This is a genomic window from Coprococcus sp. RTP21204st1_G4_RTP21204_210225, assembly GCF_040915385.1.
Lineage (GTDB): Bacteria > Bacillota > Clostridia > Lachnospirales > Lachnospiraceae > Allocoprococcus > Allocoprococcus comes.
Genome location: NZ_JBCPDP010000004.1, coordinates 12710 through 37439, shown reverse-complemented (window position 1 = coordinate 37439; position 24730 = coordinate 12710). Strand labels below are relative to the sequence as shown.

The window sequence follows — 24730 nt, the reverse complement described above, 5'->3', positions numbered from 1 at the left end:
GCTGTCGCCTGTTAGGCTCTGATATCAACCACCTTAAATCCTGCTTCCTCGACAGCTTTTTTCAGATCATCATCATCGATTTCTCTGTCATAGCTTACAACTGCTTCTTCTTTTTTGAGATTCACCTTTGCAGATGCACCTTCGATTTTGTCAATTGCTTCCGTTACACTTTTCACGCAATGATCACAGTGCATACCGGAAATCATCACCGTCTTTTTACCGATTGCCGGATGCTCCAGAACCTTTTCTTCAATCTCTGTCTTGATCAGTCCAGATCCACCACCACAGCAAGGGCTTTCCCCTTTAAAATGTTTAAGTGTACCCTTTAATGCAAAAATAAGAAGTACGATCACGATCAGAACAATAATTGCATCAACCATCTTATTCCTCATCCTTCCGGCGTTCACGCCATTTCTTTATCCATAAAACCAACTGATATATGCTGACTCCTACAAGATAAATGATCAAGAATGCTCCGAATGCATAGAACATAGAGCCTGTTGAACTTCCCATATGCCTTCCGCCTTTCAGTCTTTCTTCTTTGGTGCGGTTTTTCCACTACATCCGCTACACGAACTGCAGTTACCGCTGCATCCAGCGCAACCGACCGGTTTTCCTTCTTTATGGTTTTTATAACCTTTGTAAATCAGATAAATACAATATGCTGCGATCAGTGCCACTATCACAATATTTGCGATCATAACCTTCACCTTGTCTTTCTTTTACACTGGAAGCCGGACACAGGCTTCTGCATCCGGCTTCCGCCTTAAAGTTCTTATAAATCTTATGCGTTTACAGAACGTTTTGAATAAACTTTCTGATTTTTATACGGATCTGGTCTGAACAGCATGAAAAGGATTGCGATAAGGAAAAGGAATCCAACTGCTGTACCAACTCCGAATGCTCCGCCTGTTACGAATGAACCGATCTGATATACACAGAGGCATACGATGTAAGCGAAGATGTTCTGGAAGAGAATTGCGAACCAGAACCATTTTCTTGACTGCATCTGCTGTGCCATTGTAGCAATTGCTGCAAGGCAAGGAGAATCAAGAAGGTTGAACATCAGGAATGTAAATGCTGCAATTGAGCTTGGGAACCAAGATGCAACACCAGCTGCTACGTTGACTGCATCTTCTGTATCACCAGATACATTTGCAAGTACACCCATTGTTGAAACAATTGCTTCTTTTGCTGTAAATCCAGAGATAGAAGCTGCTACCGGCTGCCACTCGCCAAATCCAAGTGGTGCAAAGAGCGGTGCGATCACGCCACCAATCATTGCCATAAGACTGTCTGCGCTGTCTTCTACCATGCCAAAGCTTCCGTCTACAAATCCGAATCCGCCAAGGAACCACATTACAACGCAGGCAAGGAACAGGATTGTTCCGGCTTTGATGATGAAGCCTTTCAGTCTTTCCCATACATGAAGGAGAACTGTCTTAGCCTGTGGAATATGGTACTGTGGAAGTTCCATTACGAACGGTGCCGGTTTTCCTGAGAACGGTTTTGTCTTTTTCAGGATGATCGCAGCTACAAGTACTGCAACGATTCCAATGAAATACATAAGCGGTGCGATAAATGAACTTTCCTGATATCCTGCTACTTCACCGGAAATAACACCACCCATCAGAGCGATAACCGGAAGCTTAGCTCCACACGGGATAAAAGTTGCTGTCATAATTGTAAGACGTCTGTCATTGTCCTGTTCAATAGTCTTAGAAGCCATGATTCCAGGAATACCGCAGCCTGATGAAATCAGAAGCGGGATAAAGCTCTTTCCCGAAAGTCCGAAATGTCTGAACACACGGTCCATGACGAATGCGATACGAACCATGTATCCACAGTCTTCAAGGATAGACAAGAAAAGGAACAGAATCGCCATCTGTGGAACGAAACCAAGAACGGCTCCAAGACCACCGATGATACCATCAACAACAAGTCCCATAACCATGTCACCGGCACCGATCGCTGAAAGTGCGCTTGTTGCTGCATCCTGAATTGCTACTACAAATACATCATTTGTCCAATCTGTTACAAAGGTACCGACTGTCGTTACAGAAACATAATATACGATCCACATTACCAGCATAAAGATCGGGATTCCGAGGAACCGGTTCGTAACGATACGGTCGATCTTATCAGAAGTTGTAAGTTTTTCTTTTCCCTTCTGAACAGTTGTTGAAACAATCTTCTGAATGAATTTGTAACGTTCGTCTGTTACAATACTTTCCATATCATCGTCATGTTTCTTTTCAAGAGCTCTTCTCTGTGCTTCCACCGTCTGGGCTGCCGCACCGGAAAGTTTCATGCTCTCTACTACCTTGCTGTCGTTCTCAAGGAATTTTACAGCGTACCATCTCTTCTTCTCTTCTGAAACAGAACTCGGAAGAACGCTCTTAACTTCTGCTACAGCACCTTCCAGCTCTGCTGAGAAGATATCTTTCGGAAGATCGATTTCTGACTTCTTAGCAACTTTTACTGCTTCATCGATCAGTTTGTCAAGTCCTTCACCTTTCAGCGCAGATGTCTCGATAATCGGACAGTCAAGCAGCATTGAAAGTCTCTTCACATCAATCTTGATTCCTCTCTTCGCAAGAAGATCTGCCATGTTCAGTGCAATAACAACCGGAACACCTGTCTCGATCAGCTGAGTTGTCAGATACAGGTTACGTTCAATATTGGTTGCATCCACCAGATCAATGATCACATCCGGATTTTCTTTCAGCACATAGTCACGGCTGACGACCTCTTCCAGTGTATATGGAGACATTGAATAGATACCCGGAAGGTCAGTTACGATAACTTCTTCCTTTGTCTTCTTACTTTTTAATTTACCCTCTTTTTTCTCTACAGTAACCCCTGGCCAGTTACCAACATACTGGTTGGCTCCTGTGAGCGCGTTAAACATGGTAGTTTTACCGCAGTTCGGGTTTCCGGCAAGTGCAATTTTAATTGCCATTCCTTTTTACCTCCTTGTTGTACTACTCTCATGCATAATTATGTATATGCTATTTTACCTGCACACACTGTGCATCATCTTTTCTTACTGTAAGTTCATATCCTCTTACAGTAATCTCAACAGGATCACCGAGAGGCGCAACTTTTCTGATGTACAGCTCGCTTCCTTTTGTTATGCCCATGTCCATAATACGGCGTTTGTAAGCTCCGTCTCCTTCAATCTTGGTCACAACAACAGTGCTTCCAACCTTTGCATCACCTAAAGTCATTGTCGTATCTCCTTTCCTTTAAGCTTCGTAATACAGAATATATATGCAGCGGATCCATCGACCAGCCAGAGGCTAGATCATGATATGCCGCGCCATATCAGAATTAACCGCAACACGTGAATCCTTGATGTTCACGATCACATTACCACCGATTGCAGAAACAACTGTAATTTCTGCACCTGCTACAAATCCGAGATTCGCAAGGAATCGCCTTGTTTCTTCATTTCCACCAATTCTCTTGATCTCATTTACTTCACCAATATTCGCCATCGTTAAAGGCATAATCCCTACCTCCTGTTCTTTTGCGTATTTGGAATTTTGAATGATAATTTTTTTCATTACCAACTTTTGTTCATTCGTTAGTATATGCTAACATTTGTGTGTTGTCAAGTATTTTTTTAAGTTTTATTAAACCATTGTTTTCTGTTACTCATTTTTGCCATTTATCACTTACTTCTAATAGTTATAGCTTCTACTTTTTGCACAAAAAGAGCATTTACAGAACAATATTATTTGAAAAAAAATATAATCCATGGTATCCTATTAGATATAAGAATAAATAGTGAGGTGACCGGAATAAATGGCTAAAAATGAATCTTCCGAAAATTATCTTGAAGCAATATTGATGTTAAGTAAAAAATTACCTGTCGTACGTTCCGTAGATATTGCCAACGAACTTGGTTTCAAAAAATCAAGCGTCAGCATCGCCATGAAGAAACTTCGTCAGGAGAATCATATTACCGTAACAGATGCAGGTTTTATCTATCTTACCGATTCAGGAAAAGAGATCGCGAACATGATCTATGAACGGCATGAATTTATTTCAAAATGGCTGATCGAACTCGGTGTCCCAGAAGAAATCGCTACAGATGATGCCTGCCAGATGGAGCACGTAATCAGTAGAGAAAGCTTTAACGCAATCAAAGAATATGTACGAACACATTAGTAAATGCGTCAAAAAAGGCCGAAAAGTTTATAACTTTTCAGCCTTTTTCTTTGCCCTTTTGCAGACTCTACAGATTTACCGCAACATATTTCATATGCTGTTTTCCGTAATGAAATTACTTTACTGATACTATTCATCAAGGATCTGTCCGTCAAGCGATAAGGTCACGACCTGCCACGGAATAAATTTACCGCTTTCCTGAAGAGCTTTCTTAGCCGCCAGCTCAAGTCCGCCACAACAAGGTACTTCCATCCGCACAATCGTCACACTCTTAATATTATTGTTCTTAATAATCTCCGTCAGCTTCTCCGAATAATCCACATTATCCAGTTTTGGACATCCAATCAAAGTCACATGCCCTTTGATAAAACGATTGTGAAAATCTCCATAAGCATAGGCACTGCAATCTGCAGCGACCAGAAGCTTCGCCCCGTCAAAATATGGTGCATTCACCGGTGCAAGCTTAATCTGTACCGGCCACTGGGAAAGCATACTCTTATTCACGCTTTTCGCCGTCTCCCTTCCTTCCTCTTCGCTCTCTGCATTCTGCATACTCTCCTCTCTGTTCATCATACGCATGCGGGTTCCAGGACATCCCCCTGCAAATGATTTTACCGGTGCTTTAGGTCCTTCTCCCGCATTCTGCTTTGTAGCCTCTTCCTGCTGCTTTTTAAGCATATTCTGCTTCACAGCCTCCGCATCATAAGCCGCCGCCTCACGCTCTACAAAATGAATGGCATCCACCGGACAATTCGGCAAACAGTCTCCCAGTCCGTCGCAATAATCATCTCTCATCAGCTTTGCTTTCCCATTTACCATAGAAATAGCCCCCTCATGGCAGGCCTTTGCACAAGCTCCACACCCATTACACTTCTCCTCATCTATCTGAATAATTCTACGAATCATATTCCTTTATATCCTCCTATTCGAAAAATTTGTATTCCTTTAACTTTACCAGCTTATTTTAGCTTACAACCGCATTCTATTCTGTTGTTATAACAACAATCCACATAAAAAAACCTTGCGGATTCTCTCCACAAGGTTTTCCCTCTTCTCTCAAACTCTATACGAAATCGTCTGATTTAATTATGCAAGTGCCTTTTTAGCAACTTCAGCTACAGCTGCGAAGCCAGCTGCATCATTAACTGCCATTTCAGCGAGCATCTTTCTGTTCATATCTACACCGGCAACTTTAAGTCCGTGCATAAGCTTGCTGTAAGAAAGACCATTCATTCTTGCAGCTGCGTTGATACGAGCGATCCAAAGCTGACGCATCTGACGTTTTTTCTGCTTTCTTCCTGCGTATGCTGATGTAAGGGCTCTCATTACAGACTGTTTTGCAATTCTGTACTGTTTAGAGCGAGCTCCTCTGTATCCTTTAGCCAGTTTTAAAGTTCTATTGTGTTTCTTCTTAGCGTTCATTCCGCCTTTAATTCTTGCCATTACTTAATCCTCCTTCTATCTTTCCTGCCAAATCTTAGAGATATGGTAAAACTTTCTTCATGTTCTTTACATTTGTAGAATCTGTGATAGTTGACTGTCTAAGATTTCTTTTTCTCTTAGTAGACTTCTTTGTTAAGATATGGCTCTTGTAAGCTTTGTTTCTTTTAAGTTTACCTGTAGCTGTTGTTTTGAAGCGCTTTGCAGCAGCTCTATTTGTTTTAATTTTTGGCATGATGTTTTCCTCCTTAATATAGATAATTTATTTTTAACGTTTTTCAGTTAAAACCATGCTCAGGCTTCTGCCTTCAAGTTTTGCCGGCTTTTCAATGACAGCAACATCTTTCATCTTCTCAGCAAAATCGTCAAGAATATGTTTACTCTGCTGCATATGAGCCATCTCTCTACCACGGAAACGAAGTGTAACCTTTACTTTATTTCCTTTTGAGATAAATTTTCTAGCATTATTCATCTTCGTGTTCAGGTCGTTGGTGTCAATATTTGGTGAAAGACGCACTTCCTTAACCTCGACAGTTCTCTGTTTTTTCTTTGCTTCTTTTTCTTTTCTTGCCTGTTCGTATCTGTACTTACCATAATCGATAATCTTACAAACCGGCGGTTTCGCTGTCGGAGCGATTTTAACCAGATCCAGTTCCGCTTCCTGTGCCAGCTTCATAGCCTCTCTTGCTGACATTATTCCTAACTGTTCCCCACTCTCGCTAACCACGCGTACCTCTCTGTCGCGGATTTGTTCGTTAATCATTAAATCGCTAATTGTTGTGCACCTCCAATAAATAAAAAAATAGTGAATAGCTGCAGACTATCCACTATCTATTGCATACAATACTTATATCCGGTATTATAAATTCAATATCAAACCGTTAGTCGCCTGATTGCGCTAAGGTGAGAGTGGATACTCTTCTTTGTTGTTCGCTTTACGCAAGTTATAATTTACCACAAATTTTATATGGTGTCAACACTTTTTTTATTTTTTTATGAACCAGCCAATCTTCACTTAATTTCTAACAATCTTTATTTTTCGGACTTAAACCTACTCAATCCCTGTCACTTTGTAATCTTTGTCTTCAACAGCTTTTTTCAGTACCTCATCGGCTACTTCTGCCGCAAGTGTTACTACCGCTGTTCCATTTTCATGGCTTACTTCTGCCGCCTCTACTCCTTCGATTGCTTCCAGAGTTTTCTTTACGGTTGCCTCACAGTGTCCACACATCATACCTTCGATTTTCATTGTTTTTGTCATTGTCTTTTCCTCCTCTATTTCTTTGACTTTTGACTTTATCTTCTTATCTTTGCTGGCATCATACATTTTAAACCAGTTCAGACGAAGTGCATTGGTTACGACACAGAAGCTTGAAAGACTCATAGCTGCTGCGCCAAACATCGGATTTAATTTCCATCCGAAGATTGGATACCAGATACCTGCTGCAAGCGGGATTCCGATCACATTGTAGAAGAATGCCCAGAACAGGTTCTCATGGATATTTCTTAAAGTTGCTTTACTCATACGAATGGCTGCCGGTACATCACTTAAACGGCTTTTCATCAGAACAACGTCTGCTGCGTCGATCGCGATATCGGTTCCTGCACCAATCGCAATTCCCATATCGGCTCTGGTAAGTGCCGGCGCGTCATTGATTCCGTCACCAACCATGGCAACTTTTCCTTTTTTCTTTAATTTCCGGATAACGGCTTCTTTTCCGTCCGGAAGAACGTCTGCGATGACTTCATCTACACCCGCCTGACGTCCGATCGCTTTTGCGGTTCTCTCATTGTCGCCGGTCAGCATTACCACTTGGATTCCCATATTCTGCAGTTCTTTGACTGCCTTTGGACTGTCCTCTTTGATGACGTCTGCTACCGCAATGATTCCGATCAGCTGATCTTCTTTCGTAAAGAACAAAGGTGTCTTTCCTTCTGCCGCCAGATCTTCTGCCTTTTTCAGCATTCCTGCATCCACAGAAGTCTTTGTCTGGATAAATTTCTTATTTCCACCATAAATCGTCTTTCCTGCAAGAACTGCGGAAAGTCCGTTTCCAGGTACTGCCTGGAAGTCTTCTACTTCCTCCGCATCCAGTCTGCGCTCTTGGGCTTCCTGTAAAATTGCATGTGCCAGTGGGTGCTCGCTCTTTCTTTCGAGTGCATAAGCAAATCCCAAAAGTCCTTCCTCCGAGATACCCTCTGCCGGTATCATATCCGTTACTTTCGGTTCCCCGCTTGTGATGGTTCCAGTCTTGTCCAAAGCTACGATCTGCATTTTACCGGTCTCTTCCAGAGATACCGCCGTCTTGAACATGATTCCGTTCTTTGCGCCCATTCCGTTACCAACCATAATGGCAACCGGTGTGGCAAGTCCCAGTGCACAAGGGCAACTGATAACGAGTACGGAAATACCTCTTGCCAGTGCGAATCCAACACTCTGACCTGCGATCAACCATACGATAATTGTAATCACTGCAATCGTAATAACCGCCGGCACAAATATCCCGGATACACGGTCTGCAATCTTTGCGATCGGTGCTTTGGTTGCCGCCGCATCACTGACCATCTGAATGATCTGTGAAAGTGTGGTATCTTCCCCAACTCTGGTTGCCTCGCATTTGAGGAAACCGGACTGATTCATGGTTGCAGCAGATACCTTGTCACCTTCTGCTTTGTCAACCGGAATACTCTCTCCGGTAAGTGCTGCTTCATTGACTGCACTGGTTCCTTCCAGCACGATACCGTCTACCGGTATATTTTCCCCCGGTCTTACTACAAAGATATCGCCTTTTTTCACCTGGTCGATGGAAACCTCTGTCTCCACACCATTTTTCAAGACAACAGCTGTCTTCGGAGCCAGCTTCATCAGACTCTTTAATGCATCTGTTGTCTTTCCTTTGGAATGCGCTTCCAGCATCTTTCCGACTGTGATAAGCGTCAGGATCATGGCTGCTGATTCAAAATAGAACTCATGCATATAAGACATGACGCCTTCCATATCCATCTTCACCTGTGCATCGGTCATTGCAAACAATGCATAGGTGCTGTATACAAAGGATGCCCCTGATCCCAGTGCAACCAGGGTATCCATGTTCGGCGCACCATGAAGGAGTCCCTTAAATCCATTGATGAAGAACTTCTGGTTGATCACCATGATAATTCCGGTAAATAACAGCTGGATCAGTCCCATTGCTACATGATTGCCAGCCAGAAATCCCGGCAGTGGACAGTTCCACATCATATGACCCATGGAAATGTACATCAGTGGAATCAGAAAACACAGTGATGCGATCAGACGACGCTTCATAATCGGTGTCTCCCTGTCTTTCAGGGCATCCTCATCCATTGCTGCGCCCTTTTTGGCTCCTGCATCTGCTCCTTTTACCGAAGCACCGTATCCTGCTGCCTCAACAGCCGCAATGATCTCCAACTGGGATGCGGTTCCTTCTACTCCCATGGAATTCGTCAGAAGACTGACCGAACAGCTGGTAACTCCCGATACCTTCGATACTGCCTTTTCCACTCTGCTGCTGCACGCCGCACAGCTCATTCCTGTTACTGTATATTGTTCCACAAAAATCCACCTCACTCTTTGGCTTTATCTGCCTTTTTATATTGTAAAGATCCTCCTGCGCCTGTTGCATAAAAATCTATAACAATCCTGTTATTTCATCAGTTTCTGAAGCGTTACAACCAGCTCATCGATCGTCTCATCTTTTCCCTCGCGGATATCCTCTGCCACACAGGTACGGATATGATTCGCCAAAAGGACTTTATTGAAGCTGTTGAGCGCCGCATTGATTGCCGATACCTGAATCAGAATATCCGGACAGTACGCATCTTCTTCTACCATGCGCTTCACACCTCTGACCTGCCCTTCGATCCGGCTCAGGCGGTTGATCATGTCCTTGTATTCCTTTTCAGAACGCTCTTTCGTCTTATGACAGTGACAACATTCTTTCTTTTCTTCCATGCGTCTCACCTCTTATTTTTTCTCTCTACGATGGCTATTATATACCCCATTGGGGTATATTGCAAGGGAAATTTTCTCGATTTTAAAATTTTTATATACAGCAATGAATGATGGTTGCACAATGACACATTCTTGTACCGGGCACGCGTCTTTGGCTCATTGTATCTTTTATTTAGCAGAAACTTTTTTACACGCAAAAAGAACCTGCAGGTTTTTCAACCCACAGATTCTCTTATTCCTTCTTACTGTTTATTTAAAAGAAACATTCTCAATAATCACCTGATCAAACATCGTATGAAGTACTCTGCCCTGTTCATCTTCTCCGTTTCCATTCTGATAAACATTTGCTGCATAAACATCATACAAAACTTCTGCACGCTCCGCATCATCCAGTCCATTCAAGAATTCTGCGATTCCTTCATAAATGGCTCCTACCAGATCTCCTTCCTGCGGATTATTTTCAACATATCACTCATAGCTTGTCTCATCTTGTTCCTTCGCACTTTCTTTAAAAGAAATATTTTCATATCTTCAATTATAGACGAAAATCTTTTCAATTTTTGTGCAGAATGCAAGCAGATCCACAACTTCCGGTGACAGACTGTATCTTGTTACCTGACTTGGATTATATGGGTTGCGGGTCAGCGCGTAACCTTACTTTATTCGATTATGAAACCATTCTGAATAGAACGCCGGGATGTCCGTTCGCATTCCTGTGTGTAGGATCATTTATCTCTTCCTCATTTCCATGCATCTATCTCTTCCCGCGATTTGAATATAATAATATTTTTATTCTTATATTTTCTTAGCATCTCATTAATCTCAGGGATTTCATCCCTTGAAAAATTGATAATAAAATTTCTGAATTCTGCTGACAGTTCTTCTTCCTGCCATGGCATATCTTCTCTTTCACTTCCAATACGCCCCTCTACGCCCGCAAGACACACATTTGTTGGCAGATCTAAAAAGAATACCGTATCACATTCTTTAAAACGCATTTCAAGTGTTCTTCCATAATTACCATCGATAATCCATTCTTCCTGCTTTATAATCTCAGATAATTTTGCATCAAATTCCTGCTTTGTTATCGTTGTCCTGTCCGGCTTATGCCAGATCATATCAAGATAATACAATGGAAGTCCTGTTTTGTCTCTGAGTTTTCTTGCAAATGTACTTTTCCCCGCACCAGGACACCCAAGTATCAGAACTTTTTTCATATTTATTTATCTCCTGATCCTTTTCCTAATTATAGTTAAAGAAGCCAACCTCAGTATATCACAAACCTCCAGCAACATTCCCACACATATCTACTCTGGACATATGAACCATTTCCTTCATTCCGTACATATATCCGCCACTATACCATAAAATAAGCGAGCAAAACGAAATATTATAGCAATCTGATGAATGAATGATTTTAGAATCCTGTAATAAAACTGCACTTTTTTTAGAGTTGTTCAATCTTACATTCATGTTCCTTTGTCTTGCTGTTATAACTGATTCCAACAGCAAGAATGCGTCCTGTATATTCCTTTCTTTCTGCTGTTTTTCCTTTAAACCGCAAAGCATATTCTTTTTCTTTTATCTGTGCAATTGCCTCTTCCGGCTTATGATCTACTTTCAGTTCCAGTATCATACAATCCTGATCATGTCTGATTGGATAAAAAATAAAATCAACATATCCTTTCCCCGCTTTATCTTCCCGCTCCACTCTGTACTGGTCTCTCGCAGCCAGATATACAAGATTGATAATTGCTGATAATTCTGTCTCATTATTGTACGATAAAATCGGTACTTCCGTATTATGTGCATACTGAATAATCTTTGCCATTGTTTCCGTATCGCCCGCAAGAGTCGCCTGCAACATTTGCGAGGACGCATTTGCCAAACGATACACATATCCCAAAGATTCTTCTTTTTTCATCATTGCTGCATAACTGCCCATAAGCTCCTTATTCGGGATAAACACCATCCCGTTATCATATGTCAGAAGTCCATACACAACCATTGCTGAATAAATCTCTTCTTTTGTCTTTAATTCCTGTGCTGTCGCAGCATACTCCTGTATCCCGGAAGGTATTTTTTCTCCCGCAAACATCAGTGTCAGATCATTTTGAATCTGATCCACATTATATCGGATATAAGTAAACACCGAATCATATTTGCCAGAGCTTACCCAGTAATTCGATAATTGATTGTCGGTAAGCGCACATACTACAGAACGTGGATTATACAGTCGTTCTCCGGAGGCTGTATGATATCCATCATACCACTCTCTCAGGCTTTCTCTGGTAATCTGTGGTTTTTTCGTATTTTTCAGATAACGGTCATACAACACGTCAACTTCTTCATCTGAAAATCCAAAATACTCACTGAACCTTACTCTTGTTGCCATATTATATTCCAGAAACATATTCAATTCTGATCCATCCGAATACTTTGCAATCGGAAGAACACCAGTCATATATGCCAGTTCTACATAGCTTTTTCCTTTCAGTAAAAGCTTCAGAAAAAGAAGAAAATTTTCTCTGTCCCGCTCTGTAATAAAAGACATATGAAAAACAGCATCCCATTCATCCATTACAAAAACAAACTTATCTCCTGTCTTGTCAAAAACATGCGATAAAATATCCCATACTGCTGCATCAGATTTTATCTCAAGCTCTGGATACGCTTCTTCAATATCCCGGATCAGACCATCCTGGATTCTGAGGATATATTCCTGATAATTTCTGCATCCCCTCGGCATTTCACTGAAATCAATATAGATCACATCATGCCTGCCAGCCTGTTCTTTATAGTGCTTATACCTTGAAATATAAAGATCATCAAATAAGGATTCTTCCTCTGTATTTTCAAAAAAAGCCGCGATCATATTTGCCATAATCGTCTTCCCAAAACGCCTTGGACGGGTAATACAGAAAAAGCGCTGTTCCTGCTGCAATGCCGGAATCAATTCTTCAAGTATCTCCGACTTATCAACAAAATAGGGCCCATTCTTGACGGTTCTGTATTTATCATATGGTTCTTTATTATTCAAAAACTGTCCCATTTTATGTGCCCTCCCTCTATGCCTATAATATGAGTATAGCCTTTTTTCTCCGGTGGTGCAAGAATTATAAAAATGTAAATCTATTTCGCATTCAGCTTCCAGTCCGCTGACTCCATCTGCATTTTCTACCGCTCTCATACGATGTACAATGATTTTCCGGTTTAATGATTTCAATTTCATTCTTTTCTGATGCCCCTTTTATAAATGCATCAATTGTGGTCAGCGTGTTTCCTTTTCTGGCACTTCCGTTAATAATTACAATGTTCATATATCCCCTCCAACCATCGAATTATATACTCTTTTTATTTCACCAAATCTTTCCGATTTAATTAAAAATTTATAACACCATTATCAATGTACCTGCTCCTATCAAAATACAGCCAATGAGTGATTTTGCAGTAAACTGTTCATGTAAAAACACAAATGCCAATATAAGTGTGATTACCACACTCAGTTTATCTATTGGTACAACCTTTGATGCATCCCCCATTTGTAAAGCTTTATAATAGCACAGCCACGAAGCTCCTGTTGCTAATCCAGATAAGATTAAAAAAATCCAGCTTTTCTTACTGATTTCTGCCAGTCCATTCTGCGCATGAGTAAGAAAGACCATGCCCCATGCCATGATTACTACAACAATGGTTCGGATTGCAGTTGCCAGGTTGGAATTCACTCCTTCTATACCTATCTTGGCAAGAATTGAGGTTAACGCAGCAAATACCGCTGATAAGACAGCAAATATCATCCACATAATAACACCTTCTTTTCACATAAAAAAATAAGAACTGATCATTTCACCAATCTGTTCTCTTCTCCCCAAATGCAAAGTTGATCCAGTACAGTCATCAATGACTTCCCTCTTTCTGAAAGGCTGTACTCCACCTTCGGCGGGATCTGCGGATATTCCGTCCTGATAATCAGTCGGTCTTTCTCCAGCTCTTTGAGATTGGTACTGAGTGTTTTGTCGGAAATAGTTTTCAGATACCGTTTTAATTCATTGAACCGTACCGTTTCAAACTCCATCAGACAGTATAGAATAACCATCTTATGTTTGCCGGAAATCAGGGACAATGTGTAGGCAAAGCCTGTATCTTCAAAATTTGCATTTTCGATATAGTTCTTTATCATAACGCTTTCTCCTTAGATAGTACCTGTCTTTTTTGTTAGTACTTGAATTTATAAATTGCCTGTATATAATTATAAGCAGGATAAATCATACTGTCAAATGAATTTCAAGTTATGAGAGCAAAACTAGTTACTGTTCACAGTAAATGACATTTACTTAGGAAAATTTCTTATCAGAAAAGGAATTTCCCTTTTTCAACTATATAAATTGATAGTAACGCTCAATTCACCTTCCAATAATCAGCATGAGTCAAACAATCGTCCAGTCCAAATTTGAATCCTTTAAATTAATATTGTTTTCATTCGTATTGCCGTATATAATCTTTATTATATGATGTAAGTGTCAAAAGTATCAATTGCGTTTGTGCTCGCGCAAATAAGCAATTGATACTTATTGACACGCCGAACACTGAAAACGAAATAAAATGATATGAATACGCCATTTTATGGGAGTTTGAGGTGTTCAAGGATTGCGGGAATCGCTTCGCAATGGAGCAATCTGATTACACCAGTGAGCGGCAAAATTTACTTTTGACACTCACATCATTATTATACAAAAAAAGGAGTCTGCACGACTATGGATTATATTTCTGTAAAAGAAACTTCGAAGAAATTCCATTTATCTGAACGCCGCATACAAAAACTCTGCGAAACCAACCGGATTGAGGGTTGCAAAATGGTCAGCGGCATCTGGTTGATCCCTGCCTCGGCCACTAAACCTTCCGATGAGCGAATGACGAATTTCCCGAAAGATTCCGATTATCTCTCTTTAAAAGAATTATGTGATATACTTTCCATTTCGACCGCAACCGGGCGCAACTGGATCAAGCTTGGCAAACTTATTCCTGAATATACGGATAAAAGAAAGCCTTATTTTACAAAACAATATACCGAAAAGTTGAAAGCCGAACTGCAATCAGGCAAAAATCAATCGCTGAAAAGCAGACGTAACAAGAAATTTGTCTGTGGAAATTCTCTTTACAGCGCCTATATTTCTGAAAATTGTCAGAATATCGAACCACTGCAGCAGATTCTCCGAATTGTAACCGATGAATCCATTGCTCTTTCATCGGATGTGATTCAATATTTCATTGCTGACTGTGCCCTGCATTTGCTCGCCCAAAAATATGATCTTTCTTTCAAGCATGAAAAAGCGTTGCTGAGCAGATTTTTAAAAAAAGAAATCACCCTGTCTCTATACGACGAACTGATCTATGCTTTGATTGCAGATTCCGAGCAGGCTCTGCTTTTCTGTGAAAAATATTCTCCGCTTTTTGATTTTGATTATGTATACGAACCTGCTGAAGATATTCTTGGTCTCATTTACATTTCTTGTAAAAATATCGACAGCCGCAAGGCAACCGGCTCCTACTATACGCCTACCAAAATCGTCAAAAAGCTGATTGAGAAGCTGGATATTGCATCAGATGCCAGAATTCTGGATCCCTGCTGTGGAACTGGAAATTTTTTATTGCAACTTCCAGCACATGTTCGTTTTGACCAGATTTATGGCAATGACACCGATACAATCAGTGTAAAAATCACCCGGTTGAACATGGTTTTAAAATATGACATTCTTTCTGTCAAAACTCTGTACGAGCATATAACCGAAGCCGATTATCTTGCATCCGATTCAAAAACCTCTTATCAGTATATCATCGGCAATCCGCCATGGGGATATGAATTTTCCGAGTCGGAAAAGGAAAAGCTTCGCAAAAACTATCGGACTGCTTCCGGGAAAAATATAGAGTCTTATGATTTGTTTATTGAAAAAGCACTACGTAATTTGTCCATAAACGGACAACTCTCTTTTATTCTTCCAGAGGCAATACTTAATGTAAAGGCACATACACCGGTCCGTACTGCCATTATGGAAAGTAATTCCATCCGATATCTTAATTTTTTGGGAAATGCCTTTGATAAGGTTCAGTGTCCCTGCATTATATTGCAGCTCATTCACACCGGAAAGCCACTTTCGACAGTCGGAATGGAAGTATCCGACTGTAGTCACTGTACAACCATTCTGACAAACCGTAAAATTTCAGCCGAATATTTCAGCTTTCATACAACGGATGCTGAATATCAGCTGCTTGAAAAAATTCGGCATATTCCTAAAACAAAATTCCTTGCCGGAAACGCCGATTTTGCTTTAGGAATCGTAACCGGAAATAATAAAAAATATATTTCTTCCGTGAAAAACAAAGATAACGAAGTTATTTTAAAAGGCTCCGATATCTGTAAGTACCATACTAATCCTAACTCAAACTATATCGTGTTTAACCCACAGAATTTTCAGCAGGTAGCACCTATAGAAATGTACCGTGCGCCAGAAAAGCTTTTGTATCGTTTTATCAGCAGCCAGCTTGTCTTTGCTTATGATGATAAACAAACACTTTCTTTGAATAGCTGCAACTTAGTCATCCCCAAACTTGAAGGACTGCATATAAAATATATTCTTGCCATCCTTAATTCCAGAATTGCACAGTTTATTTACAAAATGGAATTTCACTCCGTGAAGGTATTGCGCTCTCATATTGAAAATATTCCGATTCTGGATGTTAATGCCGACATGCAAAACAGTATCATCCAAGCTGTCGAACCACTAATTAACGGACTGCCTCCTGAGGGAGCACAAATTGCCTACGAGCAACTTGACCAATTGATTTTTAAATTATTTAATCTTACCTCTAAAGAGCAGGATATCATTAAGCATGCAGTAGATGGAGAAAACAAATTTCTGTTCTGACAAACATAAAACCAGAGATATTCCTGGCTTTCCCTATTTAACAATAGGATTGCCAGGTCTGCTCTGGTTTTTTCTTATCTCCCTTTCTTCTTAACGACATTAAGGACATCTTTTTCAGCAACCAAAAATGGTCTTAGTCCTCTTCTATCATAAAAACCTGACCTTCAAATACATCTGCTCCCGCCTGTTGCAGTAGCTCTTTCAATTGTCTCCGTAATTCTTTCATTTGTATGCCTCGTCTTCACAAAGTCTTATCTCTTATTCCCCATACAGAACACAGCCACAACCCCCGGACCTGTATGTGACCCAATCACCGTTCCAATGCAGTTAATCAGAATATTGTGGACTCCCATCTTCTTCTCCACCTGTCTTGCCACAAATTCCGCATCTTCTTTGCAGTCACCGTGTGTGATCATCACAATATCATTATCCCAACCTTCGGACTGCTTCACTGCCATATCCACGATGTGTGTCAATGCTTTCTTTCTGCCACGTTCTTTTCCAATAACCTTCAGTTCACCATGATCGTCCATGTGGATGATCGGCTTGATCTGGATCATCGTTCCAACAATAGCAGAAGCTTTTGATACTCTTCCGCCTCTATGTAAATGGAATAAATCATCAATCGTAACGTTGTGCATGATGTGAAGCTTGTTCTCCTCCACCCAGGCAGCCACTTCTTCCAGACTCTTTCCTGCACGCTTTAACTGAACAGCTTTGTACACAAGAAGCCCCTCTCCCATGCAGGCGCAGAGTGAATCAATCACGATCAGCTTCCGCTCCGGATATTCTTCCTGCAATTCTTCTGCTGCCATCCGGATACTGTTATAAGTTCCGCTAAGTCCTGACGAAAAAGCAATATATAAAATATCCTTTCCCTCTTTCAGATACGGTTCCAGTGCTTCTCTTGCCTGCTCCGGATTGATCTGAGAAGTAGTCGGCATCGACCCTGCCCTGACTTTTGCAAAAAATTCTTCCCCGGTAAGTCCAATCATATCCTCATAAGACTGTCCATCGATCAGATAAGTAAGAGGAATATACGGAACCCCAAGCTCCTCGGTCAGGTATTCCTTCGGTAAATCTACTGTACTGTCTGTCATGATCATATATTCACTCATAAGTGTGCCTCCTTCATCCCTTTAGGGATTTATATATTACTTATAATTATGTACAGTATACCCTCTTTTCCGCAAGATAGCAAAATCTTTTTCCCATGCTAAAAAAATCTTAAGTTTCTTAATAACTTTTGTCATAATCCGGTATATTTTCCTTTTTTTGTGAAATGCTAAATCTATGCAGAATCCAGGCAGTAAAATATTTCCGGGATTCCAGATTTTCTTAACTTTAAATTATCTCTGAATGGAGGATTCAATATGGAAAAACATACTGTCAGTGCTTCTCTCACCGACAATACAAAATATATGAACCGGGCTCTTCCCGTAAAAAAGAGCTTTGATATTATCGAACGAAATCTGATCATCGGCGGTCAAAATAGTGCCTTTTATTTTATTGATGGTTTCACCAAGGATGAAACCATGCTGAAACTTATGGACTCCTTCCTCAATATTTCCGCCGATGATATGCCAGAGGATGCAACTTCCTTTTCTACAAGCTGCATCCCCTATGTGGAAGTTGATATTCTCGGTGACTTTGACAGCATTTTCAAAAATCTTCTGTCCGGTGTCACCTGTCTTTTTATTGACGGCTATGAAGCCGCTATTGCCATCGACTGCCGTACTTACCCGTCCCGCAGCATCGAGGAACCCGATAAAGACAAATCCCTGCGCGGTTCCCGTGATGGCTTTGTGGAAACAATCGTATTCAATACTGCCTTGATGCGCCGCCGGATCCGCGATCCGCATCTGATCATGGAAATGTATGAAGCCGGCACTTCCACACGCACCGACGTAGCTCTCTGCTATATGTCCGACCGTGTAGACCGCGAACTTCTGACCACGATCCAGAACAAACTGGAAGAAAGCAAATCCCAGGATCTGAAAATGAGTCAGCAATCTCTTGCAGAATCTCTCTTTCAGCGCAAATGGTACAATCCCTTTCCAAAATATAAATTTACCGAACGTCCAGACACAGCCTGCGCCTGCCTGATGGAAGGAAAAGTGATCCTCCTTACTGATACCTCCCCATCTGCACTGATCCTGCCAACCTCCATCTTTGATATGATCGAAGAGGCAAATGATTACTACTTTCCGCCAATCACCGGAATCTACCTGAAAATATCCCGTGTACTGATCACACTGCTCACTGTCTTCATGGTTCCACTCTTTCTGCTCTTTATGCAGAACCCGGCATGGATACCAGAGATCTTCCGCTTCGTTCTGATCGAAGATACGGTCAACATCCCCCTGATCTTCCAGATCCTGATCCTGGAGCTTGCCATCGACGGACTCCGCCTCGCCGCCCTCAACACCCCCAGCATGCTCAGCACACCACTCAGCGTCATCGCCGGTATCGTCATGGGTGAATTTTCTGTCGAATCCGGCTGGTTCAACAGCGAGATCATGCTCTACATGGCATTCGTTTCCATCGCCAACTACACCCAGCCAAACTTTGAACTAGGCTACGCATTAAAATTCATGCGCCTCCTGCTCCTCATCCTCACCGCTATCTTCAACCTCCCAGGATTCCTCACAGGCTGCCTCATCGTCATCCTCTGTATCACCTTCAACAAAACCCTCTCCGGCCGTAGTTACCTGAACGTAAAATTAAACTAATCCCCTGTAGCCTGCAACAAAATTGCAGGCTACACCTACATAACCTTCACCTTTCCACAACACCCCTTCCCACCACTACCTAAATCTCCTCAACCGGTTATCAGTCCAGCCTTGTAAAAAAACGCCTCTCTAATACAGTAAATCCGGCGACCGGGATCAAAAAAATAGTGTTCAATTCACTTATTGTGCAATGGAGATGAGACTCAGGAAGCGCGGAAGCCTTTGCTGAACACGCTTCCCGCCCTAAGAGGCTCATCGTAATGCCCTTGCACAATGGAATTGGACACCATTTTTTAATCCCGGTCGCCAACACAACCTATACCTTAGTCACTCTTTTTTACACCCCTACTTCGTCGTACTTCCAAATCCCCCGTTTCTGACTGCTGTCGCATCGTCATCCACAGTAATTCCATACTCAACAAAAATCCCCTGCATAAAGCCTGTCCCTTTTCCAAGCTCTACCGTTTTATTCTCATTGGTATCATTCGTCAGTTTCGCAAAGATATGACCTTCATTATCAGAATAGAAATAATCGCTGTCAATAATTCCTACCGTATTATTCAGCTGCAGACGGAACTTGAATCCAAGTCCGCTTCTCGGATAGCATTTGAGCACCCAGTTTTCTTCCATTTCCACACGGATCCCTGTCGGGATCTTGATCGTCTTTCCCGGCTCGATCACAAAATCATCCGGTGCATAAAAATCATATCCGGCACTTCCTGCCGTTGCACGCTTCGGCAGTTTGACTTCTTCATATAAAGCCTTGATCTGATCCTCTGTATACTGCTCACCAAAAGTATCCTTCCATCCTTCCATAAACTGTTTCAGACTTACTTTGTGAAATTTAGCAATTCTCTTCATGTAATACAATTTCTCCTTTTCCTAATGTCTCCGGTACGTTAATGACCATCTGGTTCGCGCTGCCTTTCCAGTGCAGATCCAGTTCTTTCTTCTCAACCTCGAATTCTCCGTCCACCAGAACGTCCAGATAATTTACAATATCCATATTCTTGATATCTTTCCATTCATAACCGGTGTAAAGCCAGATCGTCTTTGACGGAAATTTTTCTTTAATCTCTTTTGCCAGCATCATGACCTCATAGGCATTTGCCGAATGTAGCGGGTCGCCTCCACTGAATGTGATCCCACTGATATAATCCTTCTCCAGTTCTTCAAAAATCTCTGCCTTCGCCTTTTCATCGAAGAAAAGCCCACCATTCGGATCCCAGGTCACCGGATTGTGGCATTCCTTACAGCAATGGTCACATCCTGCAACCCAGAGGACAACCCGCAGACCATCCCCATTGAGCATATCATCTTTTGTTATATTATGGTAACGCATTTACATACTTTTCCTTTCCGCAATTTCTGCCATCTTGGCATCATTGAGTCTGGTATCTCCCTTGACTCTCGAATAAGACAGATATCCGTTCATACGGTCAATCTTTGTCAGATTCTTGCTTCCACATACCGGACACACATCCATAGACAGCTCTTCATGACCACAGTCATCACAGTAGGCAAGTGAAAGATTAATGCCCTCATAAAATCCCATATCCATTGCACGGCGTACCAGTGATTTGATAGCCTCTTTGTTATAATTGATTGGGTATTTTACATACTGGATCTTTCCACCGTTACACAGATCCCAGAAACGGTTTTCCAGATCCTGCTTTTCGATCGGTGTAATATCCTCGGTTACATGACAGTGAAAACTGTTGCTCACATACGCCCTGTCCGATACATTTTCCACGATTCCATATTTCTTACGGAACTGCTGTACCTGCACACCACACAGATTCTCAGCCGGTGTTCCGTAAATCGCATACAGATAACCGTCTTCTTTTTTAAATTCATTGACCTTCATGTTGATATATTCCATGGTCTTGATGGCAAATGCTCCATCCTCTACCAGGGACTTTTTATTATAAAGCTGCTGGAATTCATTGAGCGCCGTAATTCCAAAGGAAGCGGTTGCCGATTTCAGCACCGGTTTAATCTTGTCATGGATCTTCAGATGTCCGCCATAGAAACCACCCTCACAGTAGGCAAGCGGATTTGTAGAAGCACGCAGCTCTCCGAGGTATTCGTAAGTACGGATATGAAGCTTCCGAATCAGTTCCAGGTAATAATCCAGTACCTCAAAGAAATCCCGGTTCTCCTGTCTGGATTTGGCAAGGATCATCGGAAGATGGAGACTGACCGCACCGATGTTGAACCTTCCGACAAATACCGGCTCATCCTTTTCGTCCACCGGATTCATACCGCCTCTTTCATACCATGGAGATAAAAATGCACGGCATCCCATCGGACTGATGACCTTTCCGTAGCGCTTGTAAATACTCGGCACATAGCCTTTTCCGGTAAGGCTGAGCCAGTCCGGATACATAGTCTTTCTGGAGCACTCAATTCCGGCTTCAAAAAGATCTTCTCCCGGCTTTCCAGGTCCATGTAAATTTTCATCATAAAGGAACACGATTTTCGGGAAAAGTACCGGTTTTTTATGTCCCGGCTTTCCCTGTCCTCCTGCTCTTACTTCCAGCATCGTCTTTGTGACAAGCTTTCCGTATTCGCTGATATCGGTTCCGCTGGTCATGGTAATAAATGGATAGTCTCCACGGCTTGAGGATACGGAGTTGAACTTATACTCCCATCCCTGGAATCCCTGCTCCATCTCTTTTTCCAGATCCTTCCAGGCAATCTCCTGTGCTACTTCTTCCGAAAGTCCAAGGCTTCTGTATTTGTTCAGATGATTTTCATGGGAACGCTTCGCATAAGGCTCCAGGATCTCATCTACGCTCGGCACGGTAAATCCTCCGTACTGCTGGCTTGCCGCACTCAGTACGATATCTCCGATCACATCAAATGCCGTATCCAGTGTCTTTGGCTCATTGTACCACAGATTTCCCATCTCAAATCCACCGGTCAGTACGCTTTTCACATCAAAGAGACAACAATTCATCGTATCTCTTCTGGCTGACATATCATGGATATAAATATATCCTTCCCGGATTGCCTGTAATTCTTCCACCGTCAGGAAAAATTTCTTATATAATTCTTTGTTCAGCTCATTAAAGATCAGGCTTCGCTTGGTCGATACCAGTGCACTGTCTGTATTACTGTTCTCTTTGTCCCCGATATACATGATCGACTGGCTTTTCTTATAAACCTCGTCAAGCATCTGCACAAAATCCTGCTTGTAATTCCGATAGTCCCGGTAACTTTTTGCCACGATCGGATTCACTTTCTCAAGCGCTCCCTCTACAATATTGTGCATTTCCGGAATCTGGATCTCATGCACTCCGAGTTCTTCTACCTTTTCTTCTACAAAATGACAGATAAAATCAATATCTTTCTGTGAAAATTTGATCAGTGCACGATATGCAGACTTATTGACTGCCACAACGACTTTTTGCACGTTAAATTCTTCTTTTGTCCCATCTTTTTTTACAACTTTCACATTGTTTAAGCTCATCTTCTTCTCCTTTCTGATAACTACAATATATTGTATTCTATTTAAAAGACATACTATATCTTGACCGTTTTCCTCTATTTTAGCACTATCACAGAGAGAGCGTCAATCTGTGAAAATAACCAATTTTCCGGCAGCCAGACAACCAAATCTTCTACAGGCATATTCCTGAAAATCCATTGACATTTTATACCGGACAGGCTTCTCCTTCTGTATTCAGACAATAGCCTTTCATTTTGAAAATCCTCGAATAATTTTTCCAAAACCTTTGGAGACACAAAAAGAGATAAGCCAAAACTGTTTCCTTTTCTGCTTATCTCTTTAATTCATAATCTTGTATTTTTTAGTTTCCACACTCAATACTGATTTCATTGAACATCGTCAGGATTTCATCGATCGAGGTATCCTCTTTATCTTTTCCTGCCTTATCCATCACACAATGTCCCTGATGCATCATGATCAGACGATTACCGTATTCTACTGCATAGCGGAGATTGTGTGTGACCATAACCGTTGTCAGATTTTTTTCTTTTACAATCTTATCGGTCAGCTCCATGATCAGTTCTGCTGTCTTTGGATCCAGCGCAGCAGTATGCTCATCCAGGATCAAAAACTCGATTGGTGTCATCGTAGACATCAGCAGTGCCATCGCCTGGCGCTGTCCTCCGGAAAGTGATCCGACTTTGACATGAAGCTTATCTTCCAGTCCAAGACCAAGCTGGGCGAGCTGTTCTCTGTAATAATCAATACGTGCCTTATTCGTTCCCCGTCCAAGTCCGTAGAACCTTCCTTTATTGTCCGCAAGAGACATATTTTCCAAGATCGTCATGGACGGACAGGTTCCCATAGATGGATTCTGGTACACGCGTCCGATCTTCTGGTTTCTCTTGTATTCTTTTACCCTTGTGATATCTTTTCCATCGATCAGGATCTGTCCGGATTCTACCGGAATACTTCCGCAGATGATATTCAACATCGAAGTTTTACCGGAACCGTTACTTCCTACTACGGATACAAATTCGCCCTGATTGATCGTCAGATTGAAGTCCTCAAAAAGACACATCTCATTGACTGTACCCGGATTATAATATTTGTGAATATTTCTAAGCTCCAGCATTCTTCTTCACCTTCTTCTTTCTCTCCATACTAAGCACCAGAATTACCAGGAATAGTACGGCTGTGATCAGCTTCATATCCTGCGGTTCGAAGTTCTTCAGTGCGATTGCCACACAGGCCTTGTAAATGATAGAACCGATCAATACAGCTGTCGTTGTTTTTACAAAACTGATTTTTTTGAAAATACTGGTTCCGATGATAACACTTGCAAGACCGATTACCATCGCCCCTGTACCACTGGAAATTTCAAATACACGTTCTTCCTGGCAGAAAATACATCCCGCAAGCGAACACAGCCCGTTTGCGATCGCAAGTCCCAGGATTTTCACATTTCCTTCATCCTTTGCCATTGCAGTAACCAGTTTATCATTATCTCCGACTGCACGGAGCAGGTATCCGGACTTGGTATTCAGGTAAAGGTCGAGAATGATTTTCACAATTAACGCAATGATCAGAATGATGAGCAATGTAGAGTAAGCGGAAAATCCTGACGGAAGCAGCTTATCCAGTGTATCATTTTTAAAGATTGTCTTCTGGGAAAACAATGGTACATTGGCTGTTCCTGCCACACGAAGGTTGATCGTCCAGAGCGCTGTCATCATAATGATACCTGAAAGCAGATCTCTTACCTTGCATTTGACATGGATCAGTCCGGTACAAATACCGGCTGCCACACCTGCTGCAAATGCAGCCGGAAGGGTCAGATATGGGTTCGCTCCTTTTGTGATCATAAGCGCCGTTACGGCAGCTCCTAATGGAAAGCTGCCATCTACGGTCAGATCTGGAAAATCCAGAATTTTGTATGTTATATAAATTCCCAATGCAAGGATTCCGTAAATCAGTCCCTGCTCCAAAATCGATACTGCAAAGCTCATTGCATTGCTCCTCACTTTTCTAA

The 24730-nt window shown here is 41.8% G+C and carries 26 protein-coding genes and 2 pseudogenes; 3 read left to right on the top strand and 25 right to left on the bottom strand.

Going from position 1 to position 24730, the window contains the following annotated elements; translation table 11 throughout:
• Positions 1-11 precede the first annotated feature (11 nt).
• The 6 genes from AB5213_RS04775 to AB5213_RS04750 all read right to left on the bottom strand — a co-directional run bounded on the left by AB5213_RS04775 (position 12) and on the right by AB5213_RS04750 (position 3512).
• A complete protein-coding gene (locus tag AB5213_RS04775; RefSeq protein WP_173686450.1) occupies positions 12-380 on the bottom strand; it encodes a heavy-metal-associated domain-containing protein in 369 nt (122 codons plus the stop codon).
• 1 nt (position 381) lies between these two features.
• Complete coding sequence (locus AB5213_RS04770) at positions 382-513, bottom strand: hypothetical protein (protein WP_008374867.1); 132 nt, start codon at positions 511-513, stop codon at positions 382-384.
• Positions 514-527: 14 nt separating this feature from the next.
• A complete protein-coding gene (locus AB5213_RS04765; RefSeq protein ID WP_022220530.1) occupies positions 528-701 on the bottom strand; it encodes a FeoB-associated Cys-rich membrane protein in 174 nt (57 codons plus the stop codon).
• 83 nt (positions 702-784) lie between these two features.
• On the bottom strand, positions 785-2962 hold the full coding sequence (feoB, locus tag AB5213_RS04760; RefSeq protein ID WP_349095883.1) for a ferrous iron transport protein B: 2178 nt from the start codon (positions 2960-2962) through the stop codon (positions 785-787).
• Between the two features lie 49 nt (positions 2963-3011).
• Positions 3012-3230 (bottom strand): ferrous iron transport protein A, encoded by a 219-nt coding sequence (locus AB5213_RS04755; RefSeq protein ID WP_055260881.1) that lies wholly within the window; start codon positions 3228-3230, stop codon positions 3012-3014.
• A gap of 72 nt (positions 3231-3302) precedes the next feature.
• Entirely contained in the window at positions 3303-3512 is a 210-nt protein-coding gene (locus AB5213_RS04750; protein WP_022220531.1) for a FeoA family protein, read from the bottom strand.
• A gap of 298 nt (positions 3513-3810) precedes the next feature.
• On the opposite strand from AB5213_RS04750, the gene AB5213_RS04745 reads away from it, so the two are divergent.
• Entirely contained in the window at positions 3811-4176 is a 366-nt protein-coding gene (locus tag AB5213_RS04745; protein ID WP_008374860.1) for a metal-dependent transcriptional regulator, read from the top strand.
• A 129-nt stretch (positions 4177-4305) separates the two neighbouring features.
• On the opposite strand, the gene AB5213_RS04740 is transcribed toward AB5213_RS04745, so the two are convergent.
• The 13 genes and pseudogenes from AB5213_RS04740 to AB5213_RS04680 all read right to left on the bottom strand — a co-directional run bounded on the left by AB5213_RS04740 (position 4306) and on the right by AB5213_RS04680 (position 13769).
• A complete protein-coding gene (locus tag AB5213_RS04740; RefSeq protein WP_270222820.1) occupies positions 4306-5082 on the bottom strand; it encodes an ATP-binding protein in 777 nt (258 codons plus the stop codon).
• Between the two features lie 180 nt (positions 5083-5262).
• The gene (gene rplT, locus AB5213_RS04735) at positions 5263-5619 is read right to left on the bottom strand and encodes a 50S ribosomal protein L20 (protein ID WP_008374854.1); all 357 of its coding nucleotides are present in this window, start codon (positions 5617-5619) and stop codon (positions 5263-5265) included.
• Between the two features lie 34 nt (positions 5620-5653).
• Complete coding sequence (gene rpmI, locus AB5213_RS04730) at positions 5654-5851, bottom strand: 50S ribosomal protein L35 (RefSeq protein ID WP_022220532.1); 198 nt, start codon at positions 5849-5851, stop codon at positions 5654-5656.
• Positions 5852-5884: 33 nt separating this feature from the next.
• The gene (gene infC, locus AB5213_RS04725) at positions 5885-6379 is read right to left on the bottom strand and encodes a translation initiation factor IF-3 (protein WP_008374852.1); all 495 of its coding nucleotides are present in this window, start codon (positions 6377-6379) and stop codon (positions 5885-5887) included.
• A gap of 288 nt (positions 6380-6667) precedes the next feature.
• Complete coding sequence (locus AB5213_RS04720; protein ID WP_270222819.1) at positions 6668-9190, bottom strand: heavy metal translocating P-type ATPase; 2523 nt, start codon at positions 9188-9190, stop codon at positions 6668-6670.
• Between the two features lie 90 nt (positions 9191-9280).
• The gene (locus AB5213_RS04715; RefSeq protein ID WP_022220535.1) at positions 9281-9589 is read right to left on the bottom strand and encodes a metal-sensing transcriptional repressor; all 309 of its coding nucleotides are present in this window, start codon (positions 9587-9589) and stop codon (positions 9281-9283) included.
• A gap of 249 nt (positions 9590-9838) precedes the next feature.
• Positions 9839-9991 carry a hypothetical protein gene (locus tag AB5213_RS04710; protein WP_156333115.1) on the bottom strand — a complete coding sequence of 51 codons (153 nt, stop codon included), beginning with the start codon at positions 9989-9991 and terminating at the stop codon, positions 9839-9841.
• 129 nt (positions 9992-10120) lie between these two features.
• Positions 10121-10318: pseudogene (locus tag AB5213_RS04705) on the bottom strand (DUF1848 family protein).
• Positions 10319-10329: 11 nt separating this feature from the next.
• Positions 10330-10806 carry an AAA family ATPase gene (locus AB5213_RS04700; protein ID WP_008374839.1) on the bottom strand — a complete coding sequence of 159 codons (477 nt, stop codon included), beginning with the start codon at positions 10804-10806 and terminating at the stop codon, positions 10330-10332.
• 230 nt (positions 10807-11036) lie between these two features.
• On the bottom strand, positions 11037-12641 hold the full coding sequence (locus AB5213_RS04695; RefSeq protein WP_055297085.1) for an AAA family ATPase: 1605 nt from the start codon (positions 12639-12641) through the stop codon (positions 11037-11039).
• Positions 12642-12795: 154 nt separating this feature from the next.
• A pseudogene (locus AB5213_RS04690) lies at positions 12796-12909 on the bottom strand (flavodoxin family protein); the annotation flags it as partial.
• Positions 12910-12978: 69 nt separating this feature from the next.
• The gene (locus AB5213_RS04685) at positions 12979-13392 is read right to left on the bottom strand and encodes an EamA family transporter (protein ID WP_055158446.1); all 414 of its coding nucleotides are present in this window, start codon (positions 13390-13392) and stop codon (positions 12979-12981) included.
• Positions 13393-13430: 38 nt separating this feature from the next.
• Positions 13431-13769 carry a helix-turn-helix domain-containing protein gene (locus tag AB5213_RS04680; protein ID WP_008374833.1) on the bottom strand — a complete coding sequence of 113 codons (339 nt, stop codon included), beginning with the start codon at positions 13767-13769 and terminating at the stop codon, positions 13431-13433.
• Between the two features lie 574 nt (positions 13770-14343).
• Between AB5213_RS04680 and AB5213_RS04675 the strand changes: the two genes are divergently transcribed.
• Positions 14344-16512, top strand: a complete 2169-nt coding sequence (locus AB5213_RS04675; protein WP_055246953.1) for a TaqI-like C-terminal specificity domain-containing protein — start codon at positions 14344-14346, stop codon at positions 16510-16512.
• A gap of 251 nt (positions 16513-16763) precedes the next feature.
• On the opposite strand, the gene AB5213_RS04670 is transcribed toward AB5213_RS04675, so the two are convergent.
• Positions 16764-17630, bottom strand: coding sequence for a DegV family protein (locus tag AB5213_RS04670; RefSeq protein WP_055246955.1), 867 nt, complete (start codon positions 17628-17630; stop codon positions 16764-16766).
• A gap of 255 nt (positions 17631-17885) precedes the next feature.
• Here AB5213_RS04670 and AB5213_RS04665 point away from each other — a divergent pair, with 255 nt between their 5' ends.
• A complete protein-coding gene (locus AB5213_RS04665) occupies positions 17886-19244 on the top strand; it encodes a spore germination protein (RefSeq protein WP_270222817.1) in 1359 nt (452 codons plus the stop codon).
• Positions 19245-19589: 345 nt separating this feature from the next.
• Here AB5213_RS04665 and AB5213_RS04660 read toward each other — a convergent pair whose 3' ends face one another.
• The 5 genes from AB5213_RS04660 to AB5213_RS04640 all read right to left on the bottom strand — a co-directional run bounded on the left by AB5213_RS04660 (position 19590) and on the right by AB5213_RS04640 (position 24707).
• Positions 19590-20105, bottom strand: coding sequence for a deoxyuridine 5'-triphosphate nucleotidohydrolase (locus AB5213_RS04660; RefSeq protein ID WP_270222816.1), 516 nt, complete (start codon positions 20103-20105; stop codon positions 19590-19592).
• Positions 20089-20586, bottom strand: coding sequence for an anaerobic ribonucleoside-triphosphate reductase activating protein (nrdG, locus tag AB5213_RS04655; protein WP_008374816.1), 498 nt, complete (start codon positions 20584-20586; stop codon positions 20089-20091). The genes AB5213_RS04660 and nrdG overlap by 17 nt, the downstream gene beginning before the upstream one ends.
• Positions 20587-22719, bottom strand: coding sequence for an anaerobic ribonucleoside-triphosphate reductase (nrdD, locus tag AB5213_RS04650; RefSeq protein ID WP_195368174.1), 2133 nt, complete (start codon positions 22717-22719; stop codon positions 20587-20589).
• Between the two features lie 340 nt (positions 22720-23059).
• Entirely contained in the window at positions 23060-23833 is a 774-nt protein-coding gene (locus tag AB5213_RS04645; protein WP_008374812.1) for an ABC transporter ATP-binding protein, read from the bottom strand.
• Positions 23820-24707, bottom strand: a complete 888-nt coding sequence (locus AB5213_RS04640) for an ABC transporter permease (RefSeq protein ID WP_055158458.1) — start codon at positions 24705-24707, stop codon at positions 23820-23822. The genes AB5213_RS04645 and AB5213_RS04640 overlap by 14 nt, the downstream gene beginning before the upstream one ends.
• Positions 24708-24730 lie beyond the last annotated feature (23 nt).